The sequence below is a fragment of the Pantoea sp. SGAir0215 genome, assembly GCF_043543215.1.
Window position 1 is genome coordinate 754,896 of the sequence record NZ_CP028031.1, and the last position, 18,113, is coordinate 773,008.

Below are 18,113 nucleotides of genomic sequence, written 5' to 3' on the forward strand. Positions count from 1 at the left end.
TATGAAAGGGAAAAACAATAAAGATATGAGTACGCACACCGGTACACCACGCTACGAGATTCGCGGTATCACCCTGTACGGTTTCGACAGCATGACAGCGTTTGTCGATTTTTTGATGCCCCCATCCGGTATCCGTACAGGTACGTTGGTGGCCATTAATGCGGAAAAGGTTCTGAGTGCTGAACGGGATGCGGCGTTGAGCGCCCAAATCCAGCAGGCCGAATTCAATTATCCTGATGGCATCAGTATTGTACGGTCGATTCGAAAGAAATATCCCCAGGCCTCCGTGCAGCGCATCGCGGGTGCCGATCTGTGGGAAGCCTTAATGCAACGCGCTGGCCGCGAGGGGACCCCGGTGTTTTTGATTGGTGGCCGTGAGGCGGTATTGGATGAAACGTGCGCGAAGCTGCGTCGTCAGTGGAACGTCAACATCGTCGGTGCCCAGAACGGTTACTTTGTCCCGTCTGAACGTGAGGCGCTGTGTGCCCGCATTGCAGCGAGCGGCGCAAAGCTGGTGACGGTAGCGATGGGCTCACCACGCCAGGAGCTTTTCATGGCGGATTGCCAGAGGCAGTGGCCAGAGGCGCTGTATATGGGCGTAGGCGGCACCTACGATGTCTTTACGGGACACGTAAAGCGTGCGCCTGTCTTCTGGCAAAAACTGGGGCTGGAGTGGCTCTATCGCTTGCTCGTGCAGCCCAGTCGCTTGCGCAGGCAGTTAAAGCTGGTGAAATACCTGCGTTATCACTGGCGTGGCGATCTGTGATATCGCTGATTAATGCCAGAATTTCGCGTCCGCACAGGCGTAAATGCGTTATTTGTCGACGAAATGCACAAAGCGTAATCAAACGCGCTATTTTCTTTAAAAAGCACTAGACAGGATGGGCGCTTATCTCTAGTATGCACATCCGCAACGGCGCTACGCGCCCGTAGCTCAGCTGGATAGAGCGCTGCCCTCCGGAGGCAGAGGTCTCAGGTTCGAATCCTGTCGGGCGCGCCATTTAGTTTGTGCGTATGAGCTTCGGTGGTATCAGTACCGCGTTAGGTAGAAAGATTTAAATGCTGTAGGTTTGACTTACAACATTCAGTACAGTGGTGGCTATAGCTCAGTTGGTAGAGCCCTGGATTGTGATTCCAGTTGTCGTGGGTTCGAGTCCCATTAGCCACCCCAGATTTTGCTGGGATACGCGAAGGTGGCGGAATTGGTAGACGCGCTAGCTTCAGGTGTTAGTGTCTTAACGGACGTGAGGGTTCAAGTCCCTCTCTTCGCACCAGGCAAAACAAATTAAAAAAATCGGCGAGTAGCGCAGCTTGGTAGCGCAACTGGTTTGGGACCAGTGGGTCGGAGGTTCGAATCCTCTCTCGCCGACCATTTTTAGAAACCTGTCTGAGAAGACAGGTTTTTTTTCGTCCGTACAAAAGAGGGTGAAGACCACCGAAAGCGGTTTGTGCCGGGCGAAGCGAGGCAACGTTGCAAACGCAAAAATCTGCACAGGAAGCATAGTCTTCTCTCACCAGAACGATCTGCACAAACAGGTTTATCGTCTTGCCGAAAGGGCGATGTTCATCTGTGAGAGCGGTTTCTGGTCAGATGTGGTGAGAAAGAAATTTGGTTTGCGTTTCCGCCGTAAGCGGCGCTATTGCTCGTCTGTCCAGCCTGATTTGCTTACGGTAGTTCTGCGGAAACAGGGATTAAGCGGTTGTCGCAGAATTGAGACGTATAACTCCTTGTTTTAAATGAAGTTGACGCGCCTTTACTTTACGTGTCGCTTATTTGCGACGTAAAGCGAGTGCTGTGTCGCATTATCCCGACAATTCCCAGGCTGCGCGCAAAGAGTGATAAAATTATTTATTGCTAATTCTTTGTTTTAATTTAATAAAAAAATAAAAAGCGCAACTGGCATGGATTATGCAATAATTAACGCGTAGATGCTCATTCCACCTCTTATGTTTGCTTCGGCTACATAAACCTGGGAATGACGCAGAGCCAATTTTGGGTACCTGTTGTCTGCCTGCCTGTATCGCGAAAGCCTTACAGGATTAACAGACACCACGTTGAGTCGGGTACCTCTCGGTTGTCAAACCGACCTGATTTTACACCTGCTTTCGGCAGGTGTTTTTTTTTGTCTCAACCTGTGGGCGTAAAAAAACCGGGCGAACCCGGTTTTAACAGATCAGGCATCGGGATTGTTCTTTAGCGTCAGTAACAGACCTTCACGACGCATTTTTGCGGCGTCTTCCGGACGGCGCAGACGATCATACACATCCGCCAGCCAGGCGTAGTCAAAAGCGTCGGGGCGCTGTGCCAGCGCCTGTTGCAGGGCTTCCGCTGCCTGCTGCCATTCACCATGGCGCATCAGCAACTGACCCAGGGTGCTGTGCAGTAAAGGCGTGGCACCATGCTGCTTAATTTGCTGACGTAACGCTTTTTCCAGCGCTTCCGGGTTACCGCTTTTAAGGCGCGGCATCAACAGGACAAGACGATCGTCGTAATGACGTTTCAGCCCATCCAGCAGAATCTCCTGAGCGGTATCGTGATCGTCACACTCAATCAAATGGTCAATCATCGCCACCTGCAACGAGGTCTCATGGCGTGTTTTACGGCTCAGATTTCCCCACCAGCGTTTTAATCCCTCACTGCCCTGATCGGCCATCGCCTGATTCATCAGACCCAGCCAGGCCTGTTGTTGCAGTGCAGCGCGGTGCTCCTCACTGCCAATCTGCGTTTTTTCCATGGACGGGAGGATATCGAGCAGGGCGCTCCAGGCACTGGTACGAATATAAGCCTGCTCGGCCAGGCGCAGGACCTCCGGATGACGCGGAGCCACTTCGAGTAAACGATCAATACTGTGGCGGGCAGCGTGATCTTCATGTCGCGCCAGCTGGATGCGGGTTCGGGTAATCTCGACCGGGATAACATCATTACCAGCCAGTTCAGCCGCCCGTTCAAGATGCTGATTAGCCCGCATTTCGTCGCCTCGTTGCTGAGCCGCTTCTGCCGCGAGCAAATAGTTTGCGACAGGAACATCAGCATGGTCGGCGTCTTTGGACAGCAGCTTTTCTACCTGCCTGAAATCACCTTCTGCCAGTTTAAGCAGGGCGTTTTGTGTCTGGCGCTGTGCACGACGGCGCTTGCGCCCGGTAAACCAGCCACGGGTGCGGGCACCCGTCCGAAACAGGCGACGCAGCAGCCACTCCACCGCCAGAATCACTAACAAACTGATAATCAGGATAATGGCAAGGCCGGTCACACTGGTTTCCACATTCCAGTTGTCGGTCTGGATCAGCACATAGCCCTGATGGCCGGCAATCATCGGCCCCAGCACAATCCCTGCAATCAACAGGACAAAGAGGATAAATACCTTAAGCATGATCAGCCTCCCTGCTGGTTTGCGGCGGCAGAGGGTTGTGCCATCAGGTTACGCACGCGCGTTTGCATCAGTTGTTCAAGCAACGGCTGGCTTTCCAGGCTGTCTGGCAGATCCATATTGATATCTTGCTGGCTAAGTTCATCCAACTGGGCCAGAAACGCTTTTGTCGAGGCATCGTTCGTATCATACCAGGCACGCACCCATGTTGAGACGGTTTCCAGCGACTGCTTGTAGATCTCCTCCTGATGACGCGGCACGGCCTGGGCCGCGATCAGCAGACGAGAACGAATGTTTTCGCGAAGGTAAACGTCCTGATTCGGGGCCAGTAAGGGCTGGGCAGTGTTGTCCCGGCGACGGATGGTAATAAAGTCATCCATAAAATTGTGCCAGCTCTTCACCAGGTTCTGACGCCATTCGCGAATAGAGCCAGAAAGTTCACCGTTGTCGCTGTCCATCGGCGCGTCATCGCTGTCGTTATCGGCCAGACGTAAATTATCCACGTTGTTTGATAGCTGATTAAGCTTCAGGATAATGCCGTCGTAATCCACCTGGGAGATAGCCGAAAGCGTACTGATATCCTGCGTCAACGCGCGACGCACATTCATGACGCTGGGATCGTTCATATCTGCCAGGCTGGCATCAGCGCTTTTCAGCAACGCTGCGGCCGTGGTGACATCCTGATCGCTCCACAACTTACGACCCGCCAGTTTCACCAGATAATCTGCCTGAGCCACCAGCCAGCTGCGCACGTCGTTTCCTGAAATGGAGGCTAACTTTTCGCGCAACGCCTGCAGCGCTTTCTCAGAAGCCGCCTGCTGTGCCTGAGCGGTCTCTAACGCTTTTTCTGTGGTGCTCAGCTGCTGAGAAAGCTGCTGTTTATCGCTGTTTGCCTGCTGCTGTAGCTTGGCAAGCTGTTCGCTCAGACTCTGATTGGTTTGTGCCTGCAATTCGGCCTGGTGTTTATCGTTCAGGTATAAACCTGCGCCAATCGCCAGAGCGATGACGATCGCGACCGCTCCCAGGACCATGCCGCCGTTCTTTTGCTTGCGGGGTGGTTGTTCCTGAAGAGAAGCATCGCGATCAACCGCTGGTGTAGTTTCTTCAACCACGGCGGAGGTGTCTTTTTGTTCCGTCATATCTGGCACATCCCATTGTTAAGTTCAACATAACGCGCGCAGTAGCGCATCGTTATCGGCACCTTCGGCTACGTGAATATCCTGCCAACCAAGATTGGCGGCCACAGAAGCCAAACGTTCGCTGACGACAATCAGTCGGCAGCGGAGCAGCCATTCCTCGCGATCAACCTCGGGGAACAGCGAATACAGCTGATGCAACATTTCGCCGCTGGTGACGACCAGCGTAGAAACATGACGATCGCGCCAGCGGCGGCCTTCGATTGCACCGTCATAATGTTTTTGGCAGCGCTGATAACACTCGGCATAGAAGACCTGCGCGCCCCGTGCCGTCAACGTTTCTGACAGCAGTTCGCGGCCCTGATTGCCACGCAGGATAAGCGCGCGTTTACCTGACACCTGCTGCAACGTGGCCAGCTTGATCAGCGCCTCGCTGGTTTCCTGTGCATGAGGCCAGGTCACCTGTAAGCCACTCACTGTATGAAACGCTAACGCGGTACTGCGACCAATTGCATAATAGTCCAGGTCTGCGGGCCATGCTTTGACAGCATGCTGTGTATAGTGGATAACCTGCTGCGAGAGCAGAAAGACCATATCGCCCCGGTGCAGCGTGGTTAGCGAAGCCGGTAATGAGGGCAGGTCAGCTCCCGGCGCGAATTCGATCAGGGGCAGGCTCCACGCCTGTTTACCCTGGGCGTGCAGTCGGGAGACCAGCTCTGCCGCTGCGGGTTCCGGGCGCGTGACCAGAATCGTCATACGGGGGGTTGTCCCTGATAAACGTCGTGCAGAATTTCACGCGCACCGTTGTTAAGCAGTTCTTCGGCCAGCGAGATCCCCATCTGCTCGGCCTGAGACCGTGGCCCGCGGCGCTCGCCGCTTACAACGGTACTGCCGTCCGGCGCGCCAACCAGACCCCGGAGCCAGAGCTCATCACCATTCAGCACCGCAAAACTGCCGATAGGTACCTGGCAGCCGCCTTCCAGACGGGTATTCATGGCGCGCTCAGCTTTGACACAGACAGCCGTATCATCATGATTCAGTGCCTGTAGTAACCCAATTAAGGTGCTGTCATCCAGGCGGCATTCAATGCCCACCGCACCCTGGCCGACGGCTGGCAGTGAAATTTCAGCTGGCAGGAGCTGGCGAATTCGCGCTTCCAGCCCCAGGCGGTTAAGGCCGGCGGCGGCAAGGATAATGGCGTCATAGTCGCCAGCATCAAGCTTACTTAACCGCGTGCCGACATTGCCGCGCAGCGAGCGAATGACCAGGTCGGGACGGCGTGCACTGATCTGACACTGACGGCGCAGGCTGGACGTACCAATCACCGCGCCATGAGGAAGATCGTCAATCGACGCGTAATGATTTGAGACAAAGGCGTCGCGTGGGTCATCACGCTGGCAAATGGTGACCAGGCCCAGTCCTGCCGGGAACGCTACGGGCACATCTTTCATCGAATGCACGGCCAAATCGGCACGGTTCTCCAGCATCGCCTGCTCAAGTTCTTTGACAAACAGCCCCTTACCGCCCACCTTAGCCAGCGGCGTATCCAGGATGATGTCGCCTTTGGTCACCATGGGCACCAGTTCAACCTGCAAACCCGGATGGGCGCTCATCAAACGCTGCTGTACATATTGTGCTTGCCACATGGCAAGAGGGCTTTGTCGTGTAGCAATTCTGAAAATTTTGTTTAACATGCCGTTAACCATTTAGATCGTTCATCGAATATCCTATCATCGTTGAGGGAAGGCTGTCAGTTTCAACGGATTGAAAAGAACCGCCCGCAGATTAAACCTGAGATATCAGGCAGTAATCGCAGGCCGCTCGTTGGGTGTGCGAAAAGTAGACGAAACCGTGCTAAAATAGCGGTAGCGTAACTTTCTTTACGGTCAATCCGGCGAGTGATAGATTGATCACGTTTCCAGCAATAATCTGCACGACATCTTTATAATAAGTGGCAGAGAGCGGAAGCAGGGTGCTTAACTCCAGGACAACCAGGCGAAACGTCTTGTACCTCTATATTGAGACACTGAAACAGAGACTGGATGCAATTAACCAGCTGCGCGTAGATCGCGCGCTGGCTGCAATGGGACCCGCTTTTCAGCGAGTCTACAGTCTGCTGCCGATCTTATTACATTATCAACATCCGCTGATGCCGGGTTACCTCAAAGGTAACGTTCCACATGGCATCAACGTCTTCACGCCTGATGAAAATCAACTGCAGCTACTGGCCGAGTTAACAGGCGAGCAAGAACTTACCCTGGTTGACGCGCCAAAAGGCGAACTGCCCATTACCGGTATTTACTCGATGGGCAGTACCTCCTCTGTTGGACAAAACAGCGTGTCCGATCTGGATATCTGGGTGTGCCATCAATCCTGGCTGGATAATGAAGAGCGCCTCAATCTGCAGCGCAAATGTGCGCTGTTGCAAAAATGGTGCGCCTCCATGGGCATCGAAGTCAGCTTCTTCCTGATCGATGAAAACCGCTTCCGTCATAACGAAAGCGGGAATCTTGGCGGTGAGGACTGCGGTTCCACTCAGCATATACTGCTGCTGGACGAGTTCTACCGCACAGCCGTGCGCATGGCAGGTAAACGTATCCTGTGGAATATGGTGCCGGGCGAAGAAGAGCATCACTATGATGACTATGTGATGTCGCTCTACGCGAAAGGCGTGCTCACGCCCAACGAGTGGCTTGATTTAGGCGGCCTCAGTACCCTGTCAGCGGAAGAGTATTTTGGTGCCAGCCTGTGGCAGTTGTATAAAAGTATCGACTCACCTTACAAAGCAGTCCTGAAAACGCTGCTGCTTGAAGCCTACAGCTGGGAATACCCGGACACTAAACTGCTGGCGATGGACATCAAACAGCGACTGCACGATGGCGAGATCGTCTGTTTCGGTCTGGATCCTTACTGCATGATGCTGGAGCGCGTTACGCATTATCTCACCAGTATCGACGATCAGCCGCGGCTCGATTTAGTACGCCGCTGCTTCTATCTGAAAGTATGCGAAAAACTCAGTACGGATGACCATCAGCAACGTAGCGGCTGGCGTCGTGAAATTCTGTCGCAGCTGGTGAAATCCTGGGGTTGGGACGACGAAAAGCTCGCTATTCTGGACAACCGTGCCGAATGGAAAATCGAACGCGTCCGCGAAGCGCATAATGAGTTGCTCGATGCCATGATGCAAAGCTATCGCAATCTTATCCGCTTTGCCCGCCGCAACAATTTAAGCGTCAGTGCCAGCCCGCAGGATATCGGCGTGCTGACCCGTAAATTGTACGCTGCCTTTGAGGCTTTGCCGGGCAAGGTGACGCTGGTTAATCCGCAGATTTCCCCCGACCTGTCCGAATCCAACCTGACCTTTATTCATGTGCCGGCGGGCCGAGCCAATCGTCCAGGCTGGTATCTGTATAATCAGGCGCCGGATATGAGCTCGATCATCAGTCACCAGCCGCTGGAATATAACCGCTATCTCAATAAGCTGGTGGCCTGGGCATGGTTCAATGGTCTGCTGACCAGCAAAACCCGTCTGCATATCAAAGGCAACGAGTTGTGTGATCTGGCGCGCCTGCAGGAGCTGGTTGATGATGTCTCCAGCCATTTCCCGCTGCGCCTGCCTGCACCCACGCCCAAAGCGCTCTACAGCCCCTGCGAAATTCGTCACCTGGCGATCATCGTTAACCTTGAGCACGATCCGACCTCGGCGTTCCGTAACCAGGTAGTGCATTTTGATTTCCGTAAGCTCGATGTCTTCAGCTTTGGCCAGCAGCAGCAATGTTTAATTGGCAGCATTGACCTGCTGTACCGTAACTCATGGAATGAAGTGCGTACGCTGCACTTTAGTGGCGAACAGGCGATGATAGAAGGGCTGAAGACCATCCTGGGTAAAATGCATCAGGATGCCTCACCGCCAGATACGGTGGAGGTGTTCTGCTATAGCCAGCATTTGCGCGGCTTGATTCGTACCCGTGTGCAGCAACTGGTGTCTGAATGTATTGAACTGCGCCTTTCCAGTACGCGTCAGGAGCCGGGCCGGTTCAAGGCATTACGCATGGCCGGCCAGACCTGGGGACTGTTCTTTGAACGCATGGGGGTTTCGGTGCAGAAACTGGAAAACGCCGTTGAGTTCTATGGCGCCATATCCAATAACAAGCTGCACGGTTTGTCGATCAAGGTTGAGTCCAATCAGACGCCTTTGCCGCCGGTGGTCAATGGCTACGCCAGCGAAGGGATCATTCAGTTCTTCTTTGAAGACACCACTGACGATCGCGGTTTCAATATCTATATCCTGGATGAAAGTAACCGCGTTGAGGTCTATCACCACTGTGAAGGCAGCAAAGAAGAGCTGGTGCGGGATGTCAGCCGTTTTTACTCGTCGTCACACGATCGTTTTACCTACGGCTCTAGCTTTATCAATTTCAACCTGCCGCAGTTTTACCAAATCGTGAATGTGGGTGACCGTTATCAGGTGATTCCCTTCAGGAATCAGACATTAACGGCGCTGTGCGCCTCACAGCCCGATAACGACAACAACGACTATCAACCACGCTATCAGATGCACTGAGTTCTGCCGGAGGCTTGTGGCGCTCTGCCAGGGCCTGCCACAAGGCTTGCGTGAATTGCTGGGATTTCCTGTTGCTTTTCCAACTTCAACTGCGATGATAAGCATCCAGGACACAGGACATGAAGAGCATAAAGAATGAAGAAAGCGATAAGCCTGTTAGCAATGACACTGGCATTAACAAGCCTTGCAGGCTGTGGATTGAAAGGACCGCTCTACTTCCCACCGCAGGAAACGCCAAAACAAGCCGCGCCCACGTCAGCGCCCACGCAAAAGCAGAAAGCCGAGGCCTCTAAAGCGGATGTGGGCGGTCTGGTGACCGGTGATTCAAGCTCACAAATGAAATAATTCTTATGGCGTATCCGGCGGAGCAAAAAATGCAGTTCTCCAAAATGCACGGTCTCGGCAACGATTTCATGGTTGTGGATGCTGTGACGCAAAACGTCTTTTTCTCGCCGGAACTGATCCGCCGGCTGGCCGATCGCCATTTAGGGGTGGGTTTTGATCAGCTACTGATCGTCGAACCGCCTTATGATCCCGATCTTGACTTCCACTACCGTATTTTCAATGCGGACGGAAGCGAGGTGGCGCAATGCGGTAACGGGGCGCGCTGTTTTGCCCGCTTTGTCCAGCTGAAAGGCCTGACCAATAAAAGCGACATTCGCGTCAGCACCCAGGCGGGCAGAATGGTGCTCAGCGTTACGCCCGACGATCTGGTCCGCGTGAATATGGGGGAGCCCAATTTTGAGCCCCAGCAGGTGCCTTTCCGCGCTAACAAGGCTGAAAACCTGTACCTGCTTCGCGTGGCGGAGCAGACGGTCATGTTTGGTGCCGTCTCCATGGGAAATCCCCATTGCGTGATTCAGGTCGAAAGCACCAAAACCGCACAGGTCGAGCTGCTGGGACCGATACTGGAAAGCCACGAGCGTTTTCCTGAGCGCGTCAACGTTGGCTTTATGGAAATCATCAACCCTGAACATATCCGGCTGCGTGTTTACGAACGTGGTGCGGGCGAAACGCAGGCGTGCGGCAGCGGTGCCTGTGCGGCGGTGGCCTGTGGCATTCAGCAGGGGATTCTGAGCCAGAAAGTGCGCGTTGATTTGCCAGGCGGTACGTTACACATCGCCTGGAAAGGTGCCGGACAGCCGCTGTTTATGACCGGCCCGGCCACACATGTCTACGATGGGTTTATTCACTTATGAAAAATGTCGAAGAGCAGGTGGAAAACACACCTCTGCTGGACGATGAGGCCGTCAGTGATTATCTGCGACAGCATCCTGATTTCTTTATGCGTAATGCGCGCCAGGTCGAACAGATGGCCGTACCGCATCCGGTTCGCGGCAGCGTTTCGCTGGTGGAATGGCACATGGCGCGCCAGCGCAACCATATTCAACGGCTGGAAGAAGAAATCACCTTGCTGATGGAGCAGGCCACGGCGAACCAGCAGCTTTTTGCCCGCCTGCTTGCACTGCAAAGCCATCTTGCCGCCGCGAGTTCACTGCAGGATATGCTGAACCGCTTGCATCGCTGGGCGCGTGAGCTGGGCCTGGCCGGGGCCAATATCCGCCTGTTTAACGATAAGTGGCGGCTGGGTGCGCCCTCTGATTTTGTGCAGCTTGGCCTGGCGCGCCAGGCCTTTGAACCGCTGCGCATTCAGCGCTTCGGTAATGAACAGCACTATCTCGGCAGTATTAATGGCCCCGAACTGCTGCTACTGCTGCCCCAGGCGAAAGCCATCGGCTCGGTGGCCATGTCACTGATGGGCGAACAGGGTGAACTCGGCATCATCATGTTCAGCAGTCGCGACAGCCTGCATTATCAGTCGGGCATGGGAACCTTACTGCTACAGCATCTTTCGCAGATGATGCCGGAATTACTGGAACGTTGGGTGGAGCGCGCATGAGCAGCGTGCTGCAGGAGGCCGTTGACGGATTTCTGCGCTACCTGAAGGTTGAGCGCCAGCTCAGCCCGTTAACGCTGAGCAGCTATGCGCGCCAGCTAGAGGCGTTGGTGAGCATCGCCGATGAAATGAAGGTCGGCGCATGGTCGCAACTCGATCCCGCCATGGTACGCAGTATGGCTGCCCGCAGCCGTCGGGCAGGCCTGGCCGCCAGCAGTCTGGCGCTACGGCTTTCGGCGCTACGCAGTTTTCTTGACTGGCAGGTGAGCCAGGACATGCTGCCCGCCAACCCGGCGAAAGGCATTGCCACACCGCGTAATGGCCGCCATCTGCCCAAAAATATCGACGTCGATGAAGTTAATCAACTGCTGGAAATCGATCTTAACGATCCGCTGGCAATACGCGATCGTACCATGCTGGAAGTGATGTACGGCGGAGGGCTTCGCCTGTCCGAACTGGTCAATATGGACTGCCGACATGTTGATCTTGAGGCGGGAGAAGTCTGGGTATCAGGAAAAGGCAATAAAGAGCGGCGCGTACCGATTGGACGCACGGCGGTCAACTGGATACAGCAATGGCTGCCGCACCGTCTCGCCTTTAACGCCGACGACGATGCGCTGTTTCTCTCCAGCCGGGGCAAGCGCATCTCTGCCCGTAATGTTCAAAAACGTTTTGCCGAATGGGGCATTAAACAGGGCGTGAACAGCCATATTCATCCGCACAAGCTGCGTCACTCCTTTGCAACCCATCTGCTGGAATCCAGTGGCGATCTGCGCGCGGTGCAGGAACTCCTTGGTCATGCCAACCTGTCGACGACGCAAATTTATACCCACCTTGATTTCCAGCACCTGGCTTCGGTGTATGATGCTGCGCATCCCCGCGCCAAACGAGGAAAGAGTGAATGAAGTTCTATCGCCCGCTGCGTGCCATCAAAGCGATCACCTTTGATTTAGACGACACGCTGTATGACAACTATCCGGTCATACGTAAAACCACAGAAGCATCGCATGCCGCTCTGCAGGCTTTTCATCCTGCACTGCGTGACGTGACGCCGGATGATGTGGCGACGCTGCGCAATCAACTGCGACTTCGTGAACCTGACATTTATCACGATGTGACAGAATGGCGCCGTCGTACGATAGAGCTGCTTATGACTGACGCGGGCTTAACGGCAGCAGACGCGACAGCGGGCGCCGCCCAGATCATGGAGGTGTTCCATCACTGGCGCAGCCAGGTGGCGATGCCGGCGGAAACCCATGACACGTTGAAAGCGCTGGCGAAAAAAGTCCCGCTGGTAGCTATTACGAATGGTAACGCGCAGCCTGAAAAGCTCGGCCTGTCAGCCTACTTCCAGTTTTCACTGCGTGCTGGCCCAGACGGGCGCGCGAAGCCGTGGCAGGATATGTATCACCTTGCCGCGCAACGCCTGAATATCGCCCCGGGCAGTATTCTTCACGTCGGTGACGATCTCACTACGGATGTGGCAGGCGCGTTACGTTATGGCATGCAAGCCTGCTGGATTAACCTGCGTGAGGGGAATCTGATGCACATTGACGATGCCCGTCTTCTGCCCCACGTTGAAATTTCACAGTTGGCATCACTGACCTCGCTGCTATAATGGCTGTGAATTTATCCAGTCTTATGCTTCGCATTCTCTGACTTATTGGTGCTTATGGACGTTTCTGAACTGCTCGACGGGTTGAATGACAAACAGCGTGCTGCCGTTGCGGCACCGCGCAGCAACCTGCTGGTGCTGGCGGGCGCGGGCAGTGGAAAAACACGCGTTCTGGTGCACCGCATCGCCTGGCTGCTGTCCGTTGAAAACTGTTCACCTTATTCCATTATGGCGGTGACCTTTACCAACAAGGCGGCGGCAGAAATGCGTCACCGTATTGAGCACCTGATCGGCACCAGTCAGGGCGGTATGTGGATTGGCACGTTTCACGGCCTTGCGCACCGTCTGCTCCGTGCGCATCATCTCGACGCGGGGCTGCCGCAGGACTTCCAAATCCTCGACAGTGAAGATCAACTGCGCCTGCTCAAACGCCTGATTAAGGCGATGAATCTGGATGAGAAGCAGTGGCCTGCGCGTCAGGGCATGTGGTACATCAACGGCAAGAAAGATGAAGGTTTACGGCCGAAGCACATTGAAAGCTATGGCAACCCGGTAGAACAGACCTGGCTGCGCATTTATCAGGCCTATCAGGAAGCCTGCGATCGTGCCGGGCTGGTCGATTTTGCCGAGTTGCTGCTGCGGGCCCATGAACTGTGGTTAAACAAGCCCCCTATCCTGAATCACTACCGTGAGCGTTTCAGCAATATTTTGGTGGATGAATTTCAGGATACGAACAACATTCAGTATGCCTGGATTCGTATGCTGGCGGGCGACAGCAGCAAAGTCATTATCGTCGGTGATGACGATCAGTCCATCTATGGCTGGCGCGGGGCGCAGGTTGAAAATATTCAGCGCTTCCTGACGGATTTTCCCGGTGCCGATACCATTCGTCTTGAGCAGAATTACCGCTCCACCAACACGATTCTGAAAGCCGCTAACGCCCTGATTGCCAATAATAATGGCCGACTCGGCAAAGAGCTGTGGACCGATGGCAGCGATGGCGAGCCGGTCTCGGTTTACTGCGCCTTCAACGAGCTGGATGAGTCGCGCTTTGTCGTCAATCGCATTAAAGCCTGGATGGAAAATGGCAATGCGCTGGCCGATTGCGCGATTCTTTACCGCAGTAACGCCCAGTCGCGCGTGCTGGAAGAAGCCCTGCTGCAGGCCAGTATGCCCTACCGGATTTACGGCGGCATGCGCTTCTTCGAGCGCCAGGAAATTAAAGATGCGCTGGCCTATCTGCGTCTGATAGCCAACCGCAACGACGATGCGGCTTTCGAGCGCGTGGTCAATACGCCCACACGTGGCGTGGGCGATCGTACGCTGGATGTGGTGCGTCAGACGGCCCGCGAACAGCAGATCACCTTATGGCAGGCAACGCGTGAACTCCTTCAGTCACGCGCGCTCGCCGGCCGTGCCGCCTCTGCCCTGCAACGTTTCTGTGAGCTGGTGGATTCACTGGCAAGCGAAACCGCCGAAATGCCACTGCACGTGCAGACCGATCGGGTCATCAAGGATTCCGGTCTGTGGCTGATGTACGAGCAGGAAAAGGGTGAAAAGGGCCAGGCGCGTATCGAAAACCTTGAGGAGCTGGTGACAGCCACGCGCCAGTTTAGTTATCAGGATGAAGATGAAGACCTGATGCCGCTTCAGGCCTTCCTGTCGCATGCCGCGCTGGAAGCCGGCGAAGGGCAGGCGGACAAATGGCAGGATGCGGTACAACTGATGACGCTGCACTCTGCGAAAGGGCTGGAGTTCAGTCAGGTATTTATCGTCGGCATGGAAGAAGGCATGTTCCCCAGCCAGATGGCGCTGGACGAAGGTGGACGGCTGGAAGAAGAGCGCCGCCTGGCTTACGTTGGCGTCACACGTGCCATGATGAAACTGACGCTGACGTACGCGGAAACCCGCCGTCTGTACGGAAAAGAAGTTTACCATCGCCCCTCGCGATTCATTGGTGAGCTGCCCGAAGACTGTATTGAAGAAGTCCGGTTACGCGCCAGCGTTACGCGGCCGGTCAGCCATCAGCGCATGGGCACACCGATCAGCAAAAGCGACACAGGGTTCTCTCTGGGACAGCGCGTTCGTCACGCGAAGTTTGGTGAAGGCACCATCGTGAATCTGGAAGGTAGCGGGGAACACAGCCGCCTTCAGGTGGCATTTCAGGGGCAGGGGATCAAGTGGCTGGTAGCTGCCTACGCCAAACTGGAAACCGTCTAGCCGCTGGTTGACGACTTTTTCGTCTCAGCGTAACATGCGCGCACTATTATCATGAGAGGACAATGCCTTGGACACGCCCAGTCGATGCTGGCTCATTAACCTGGTTTTCAGGAATAACATCTAAGGCTATCTCATTACGCTGGTAGCCTTAGCGGTTATCAGCGACCTCCCTTTTTGATCCGTCGCACGAGTCAGCACTGATTTATCGTTTCTCCGTGTTCAGGTTCGCGGTTATCTGTTCCGACCGCCTTACAGCGTTGTCCCATAAAGTCTGCAATGGGGAGTCTTGCTATGCTGAGCGCATTTAAACTTGATAACAGTCGCCTGACGCGTCTGGAACTGGAAGAAGAAAGCGATAAACTGACCACGTCAGTGTGGGTTGACCTGGTCGAGCCTGAGGAAGGCGAGCGCGACCGTGTTCAGTCCGAGCTGGGGCAGAGCCTGGCCACGCGCCCTGAGCTGGAAGATATCGAAGCCTCAGCGCGTTTCTTCGAAGATGAAGATGGCCTGCACATCCACTCCTTTTTCTTTTTTGAAGATGCCGAAGATCATGCCGGCAACTCGACGGTCGCCTTTACGATTCGCGAAGGACGCTTATATACACTGCGCGAGCGGGAGCTTCCTGCCTTTCGTCTTTACCGCATGCGAGCCCGCAACCAGACGCTGATTGACGGTAACGCTTACGAGCTGCTACTCGACCTGTTTGAGACCAAAATTGAACAGCTGGCGGATGAGATTGAAAACATCTATAGCGCGCTGGAAAAGCTTAGCCGCGTGATTATGGAAGGTCAGCAGGGCGAGGAGTACGATCAGGCGCTGTCGCGGTTAGCTGAGCTGGAAGATATCGGCTGGAAAGTGCGCCTGTGTCTGATGGATACGCAGCGAGCGCTTAACTTCCTGGTACGAAAAGCCCGTTTGCCAGGCAATCAACTGGAGCAGGCGCGCGAAATCCTGCGGGATATCGAATCGCTGCTGCCTCACAATGAGTCCCTGTTCCAGAAGGTCAACTTCCTGATGCAGGCGGCGATGGGCTTTATTAATATCGAGCAGAACCGCATCATCAAGATCTTCTCGGTGGTTTCCGTGGTTTTCCTGCCGCCAACGCTGGTGGCCTCCAGCTACGGCATGAACTTTGAGTTTATGCCTGAACTGAAATGGAGCTTTGGCTATCCCGGTGCGATTTGTCTGATGATGCTTGCCGGTCTGGCGCCTTATCTTTATTTCAAACGCAAGAACTGGCTGTAATCGTCTGTCAGGGCCGGTCCAACCGGCCCATTTCGCTGGCCTGCTGGCACAATTCTGCGTAATCTACCCGCTCCATTTTCACAAAAAATTAACTTTTATGGCCTCTCTTTCATTGCGCGTGCAGTGGTTACTGTTGTTGGTCGCATCGGTATTACTTGGCGCACTCTTCCAGTATTTTCATGTTCCGGCCGCCCTGTTACTGGGCCCGATGATTGTGGGCGTGATGATGGGGTTATCCGGTGCCACATTGCGCATCCACAAGCGGCTGTTCCTGCTGTCGCAGGCGGTACTGGGCTGTATGATTGCACAGAGCCTGTCACCGTCCATTTTAACGCCGCTGTTACAGGACTGGCCCGTCGTGGTAGCGGTACTGCTGCTGACTCTGGCGGCCAGCGGTGTGTCGGGCTTTTTGCTGGTTCGGTTTAGTCAGCTTCCCGGCCCGACCGGCGCGTGGGGATCGTCACCTGGTGGTGCTTCTGCCATGGTGGCGATGGCGGGAGAATTCGGCGCGGATGTGCGTCTGGTCGCCTTTATGCAGTATCTGCGCGTTCTGTTTGTGGCGGGCGCGGCAGCAATGGTGGCTCGCATCGGCCTGGGCGATGGCGCTCATGCGGGATCACTGGTGTGGTTTCCTGCACTGAACAGCGGTTTTCTGCTGACGATTTGCCTGGTGATCGGCAGCGCCTGGCTGGGCCCCTGGTTACGCATTCCGTCCGGCGCGTTGCTGGTGCCTGCGCTGATTGGCGCTACGCTGCACGCTACCGGAACAGCCGTGCTTCAGATGCCTGAATGGCTGCTTGCCCTGGCGTACGCGCTGATCGGCTGGAGCGTGGGGCTGCGCTTCACCCGACCCATTTTCAAACTGGCGCTGAGTACCCTGCCGCAAATGCTGCTGTCCATTTTCGGCCTGATGCTGCTGTGTGGCGGACTGGCGTGGATGTTGACGCGCGTACTCCATATTGACCTGATGACCGCCTATCTCGCCACCAGTCCAGGTGGCCTGGACACCGTGGCGATCATTGCGGCCGGAAGCGGAGTGGATATGGCGTTTGTGATGGCGATGCAAACCCTGCGGTTATTCACCATTCTCCTGACCGGCCCGGCAATGGCGCGTTTTCTTTCACGCTTTGCGCAGTCGGCCCCGCGCTGAAAACACGACGGCATCCAGAATGAAGACCAGCAATGCCAGCCAGATAAAGCCAAACGTCAGCATTTTATCCGGCGTGATGGTCTCGCCATAAAACAGCACCGCCAGTAAGAACATCAGCGTTGGGCCAAGATACTGAAAGAAGCCAACCGTCGACAGGCGCAGCCTGGCACAGGCTGCGGCAAAGAACATCAGCGGAATGGTGGTCACAATACCTGCGGCGATCAGCAACAGATTCAGGCTGGCGGGATTGGCGGTAAGATGGCTGGTACTGCTGTCTGCAAAACCAAATAAATACAGCGCGGCCAGCGGAAACAGCCACAGCGTTTCAATCAGCATACCGCTCTGGGCATCGACCTGAATTTTCTTCCTCATGAGGCCGTAAAACGCAAAGCTGAAGGCCAGGCCTAATGCAATCACCGGCACCGAACCAAACTGCCACAGCTGCAAAAGGACGCCAGCGGTAGCGAGCGCCACAGCCAGCCACTGCAGACGACGAAAACGTTCGCGCAGGAAAACCATACCAAACACAACGTTAATCAAAGGGTTAATAAAATAGCCCAGACTGGCTTCTAGCATATGCTGGTTATTCACCGCCCAGATAAACAGCAGCCAGTTACCGCCCACCGTGACGGCGGTCAGCGCCAGTAGCAAGACCTTTTTGGGTTGGCGCACGACGCTTCTGACCTGCCCCCAGCTGCGGCTAAGCGTAATCAACAGCAGCATAAACAAGGCTGACCAGATTACCCGGTGCGTCATGATTTCAGTCGCAGGGACGGCTTTAACTAATTTGAAGTAGGCAGGTGCAATGCCCCATATGAAATAAGCGCCAAGCGCAAAACCTATTCCCTGACGGGTTTGCTGGGTATCCATAAATCATCCTGAAAGTTCGTTCTGTACCAAAAGTCACTGAGAGAAAGC

16 protein-coding genes and 4 tRNA genes are annotated in these 18,113 nt (G+C 54.9%); 15 read left to right on the plus strand and 5 right to left on the minus strand.

Annotation, left to right across the window (positions count from 1 at the left end; genetic code table 11):
• Positions 1-25 precede the first annotated feature (25 nt).
• From wecG to C1N64_RS03645, 5 genes are all read left to right on the plus strand, one after another.
• Positions 26-766: a lipopolysaccharide N-acetylmannosaminouronosyltransferase gene (gene wecG / locus C1N64_RS03625; RefSeq protein WP_006121441.1), complete on the plus strand. Its 741-nt coding sequence runs from the start codon at positions 26-28 to the stop codon at positions 764-766.
• 157 nt (positions 767-923) lie between these two features.
• Positions 924-1,000, plus strand: a tRNA-Arg gene (locus tag C1N64_RS03630).
• A 95-nt stretch (positions 1,001-1,095) separates the two neighbouring features.
• A tRNA-His gene (locus C1N64_RS03635) sits at positions 1,096-1,171 on the plus strand.
• A gap of 16 nt (positions 1,172-1,187) precedes the next feature.
• Positions 1,188-1,274, plus strand: a tRNA-Leu gene (locus tag C1N64_RS03640).
• Positions 1,275-1,295: 21 nt separating this feature from the next.
• A tRNA-Pro gene (locus C1N64_RS03645) sits at positions 1,296-1,372 on the plus strand.
• Positions 1,373-2,174: 802 nt separating this feature from the next.
• Here C1N64_RS03645 and hemY read toward each other — a convergent pair.
• The 4 genes from hemY to hemC are packed head-to-tail and all read right to left on the minus strand — an operon-like array spanning position 2,175 to position 6,198.
• Positions 2,175-3,371 carry a protoheme IX biogenesis protein HemY gene (gene hemY, locus C1N64_RS03650; RefSeq protein WP_033737352.1) on the minus strand — a complete coding sequence of 399 codons (1,197 nt, stop codon included), beginning with the start codon at positions 3,369-3,371 and terminating at the stop codon, positions 2,175-2,177.
• Between the two features lie 2 nt (positions 3,372-3,373).
• Positions 3,374-4,507, minus strand: coding sequence for a uroporphyrinogen-III C-methyltransferase (gene hemX, locus C1N64_RS03655; RefSeq protein WP_033737353.1), 1,134 nt, complete (start codon positions 4,505-4,507; stop codon positions 3,374-3,376).
• A gap of 24 nt (positions 4,508-4,531) precedes the next feature.
• Positions 4,532-5,260 carry a uroporphyrinogen-III synthase gene (hemD, locus tag C1N64_RS03660; protein ID WP_394515259.1) on the minus strand — a complete coding sequence of 243 codons (729 nt, stop codon included), beginning with the start codon at positions 5,258-5,260 and terminating at the stop codon, positions 4,532-4,534.
• Positions 5,257-6,198: a hydroxymethylbilane synthase gene (gene hemC / locus C1N64_RS03665; protein WP_054634795.1), complete on the minus strand. Its 942-nt coding sequence runs from the start codon at positions 6,196-6,198 to the stop codon at positions 5,257-5,259. Before hemC ends, hemD begins: the two co-directional genes overlap by 4 nt.
• Positions 6,199-6,509: 311 nt before the next feature.
• On the opposite strand from hemC, the gene C1N64_RS03670 reads away from it, so the two are divergent.
• The 10 genes from C1N64_RS03670 (at position 6,510) to C1N64_RS03715 (ending at position 17,195) form a co-directional block, all read left to right on the plus strand.
• Positions 6,510-9,068 (plus strand): class I adenylate cyclase, encoded by a 2,559-nt coding sequence (locus C1N64_RS03670; protein WP_033737355.1) that lies wholly within the window; start codon positions 6,510-6,512, stop codon positions 9,066-9,068.
• Between the two features lie 135 nt (positions 9,069-9,203).
• On the plus strand, positions 9,204-9,413 hold the full coding sequence (locus tag C1N64_RS03675; RefSeq protein WP_033737356.1) for an LPS translocon maturation chaperone LptM: 210 nt from the start codon (positions 9,204-9,206) through the stop codon (positions 9,411-9,413).
• Between the two features lie 29 nt (positions 9,414-9,442).
• Entirely contained in the window at positions 9,443-10,267 is an 825-nt protein-coding gene (gene dapF / locus C1N64_RS03680) for a diaminopimelate epimerase (RefSeq protein ID WP_205955790.1), read from the plus strand.
• Entirely contained in the window at positions 10,264-10,968 is a 705-nt protein-coding gene (locus C1N64_RS03685; protein WP_006121450.1) for a DUF484 domain-containing protein, read from the plus strand. Before dapF ends, C1N64_RS03685 begins: the two co-directional genes overlap by 4 nt.
• Positions 10,965-11,870 carry a tyrosine recombinase XerC gene (gene xerC / locus C1N64_RS03690; protein ID WP_033737359.1) on the plus strand — a complete coding sequence of 302 codons (906 nt, stop codon included), beginning with the start codon at positions 10,965-10,967 and terminating at the stop codon, positions 11,868-11,870. Before C1N64_RS03685 ends, xerC begins: the two co-directional genes overlap by 4 nt.
• Complete coding sequence (gene yigB / locus C1N64_RS03695) at positions 11,867-12,583, plus strand: 5-amino-6-(5-phospho-D-ribitylamino)uracil phosphatase YigB (protein WP_033737361.1); 717 nt, start codon at positions 11,867-11,869, stop codon at positions 12,581-12,583. Before xerC ends, yigB begins: the two co-directional genes overlap by 4 nt.
• Positions 12,584-12,637: 54 nt before the next feature.
• Positions 12,638-14,800: a DNA helicase II gene (gene uvrD, locus C1N64_RS03700; RefSeq protein ID WP_039339236.1), complete on the plus strand. Its 2,163-nt coding sequence runs from the start codon at positions 12,638-12,640 to the stop codon at positions 14,798-14,800.
• Between the two features lie 67 nt (positions 14,801-14,867).
• Complete coding sequence (gene ysgD / locus C1N64_RS03705) at positions 14,868-14,924, plus strand: YsgD/CorL family protein (protein WP_349887138.1); 57 nt, start codon at positions 14,868-14,870, stop codon at positions 14,922-14,924.
• 167 nt (positions 14,925-15,091) lie between these two features.
• Positions 15,092-16,045, plus strand: coding sequence for a magnesium/cobalt transporter CorA (gene corA, locus C1N64_RS03710; protein ID WP_006121454.1), 954 nt, complete (start codon positions 15,092-15,094; stop codon positions 16,043-16,045).
• 97 nt (positions 16,046-16,142) lie between these two features.
• Positions 16,143-17,195 carry an AbrB family transcriptional regulator gene (locus C1N64_RS03715; protein ID WP_054688546.1) on the plus strand — a complete coding sequence of 351 codons (1,053 nt, stop codon included), beginning with the start codon at positions 16,143-16,145 and terminating at the stop codon, positions 17,193-17,195.
• Here C1N64_RS03715 and rarD read toward each other — a convergent pair.
• On the minus strand, positions 17,166-18,065 hold the full coding sequence (gene rarD / locus C1N64_RS03720; protein WP_054688544.1) for an EamA family transporter RarD: 900 nt from the start codon (positions 18,063-18,065) through the stop codon (positions 17,166-17,168). The two genes, C1N64_RS03715 and rarD, sit on opposite strands and share 30 nt — an antisense overlap.
• Between the last annotated feature and the right edge of the window lie 48 nt (positions 18,066-18,113).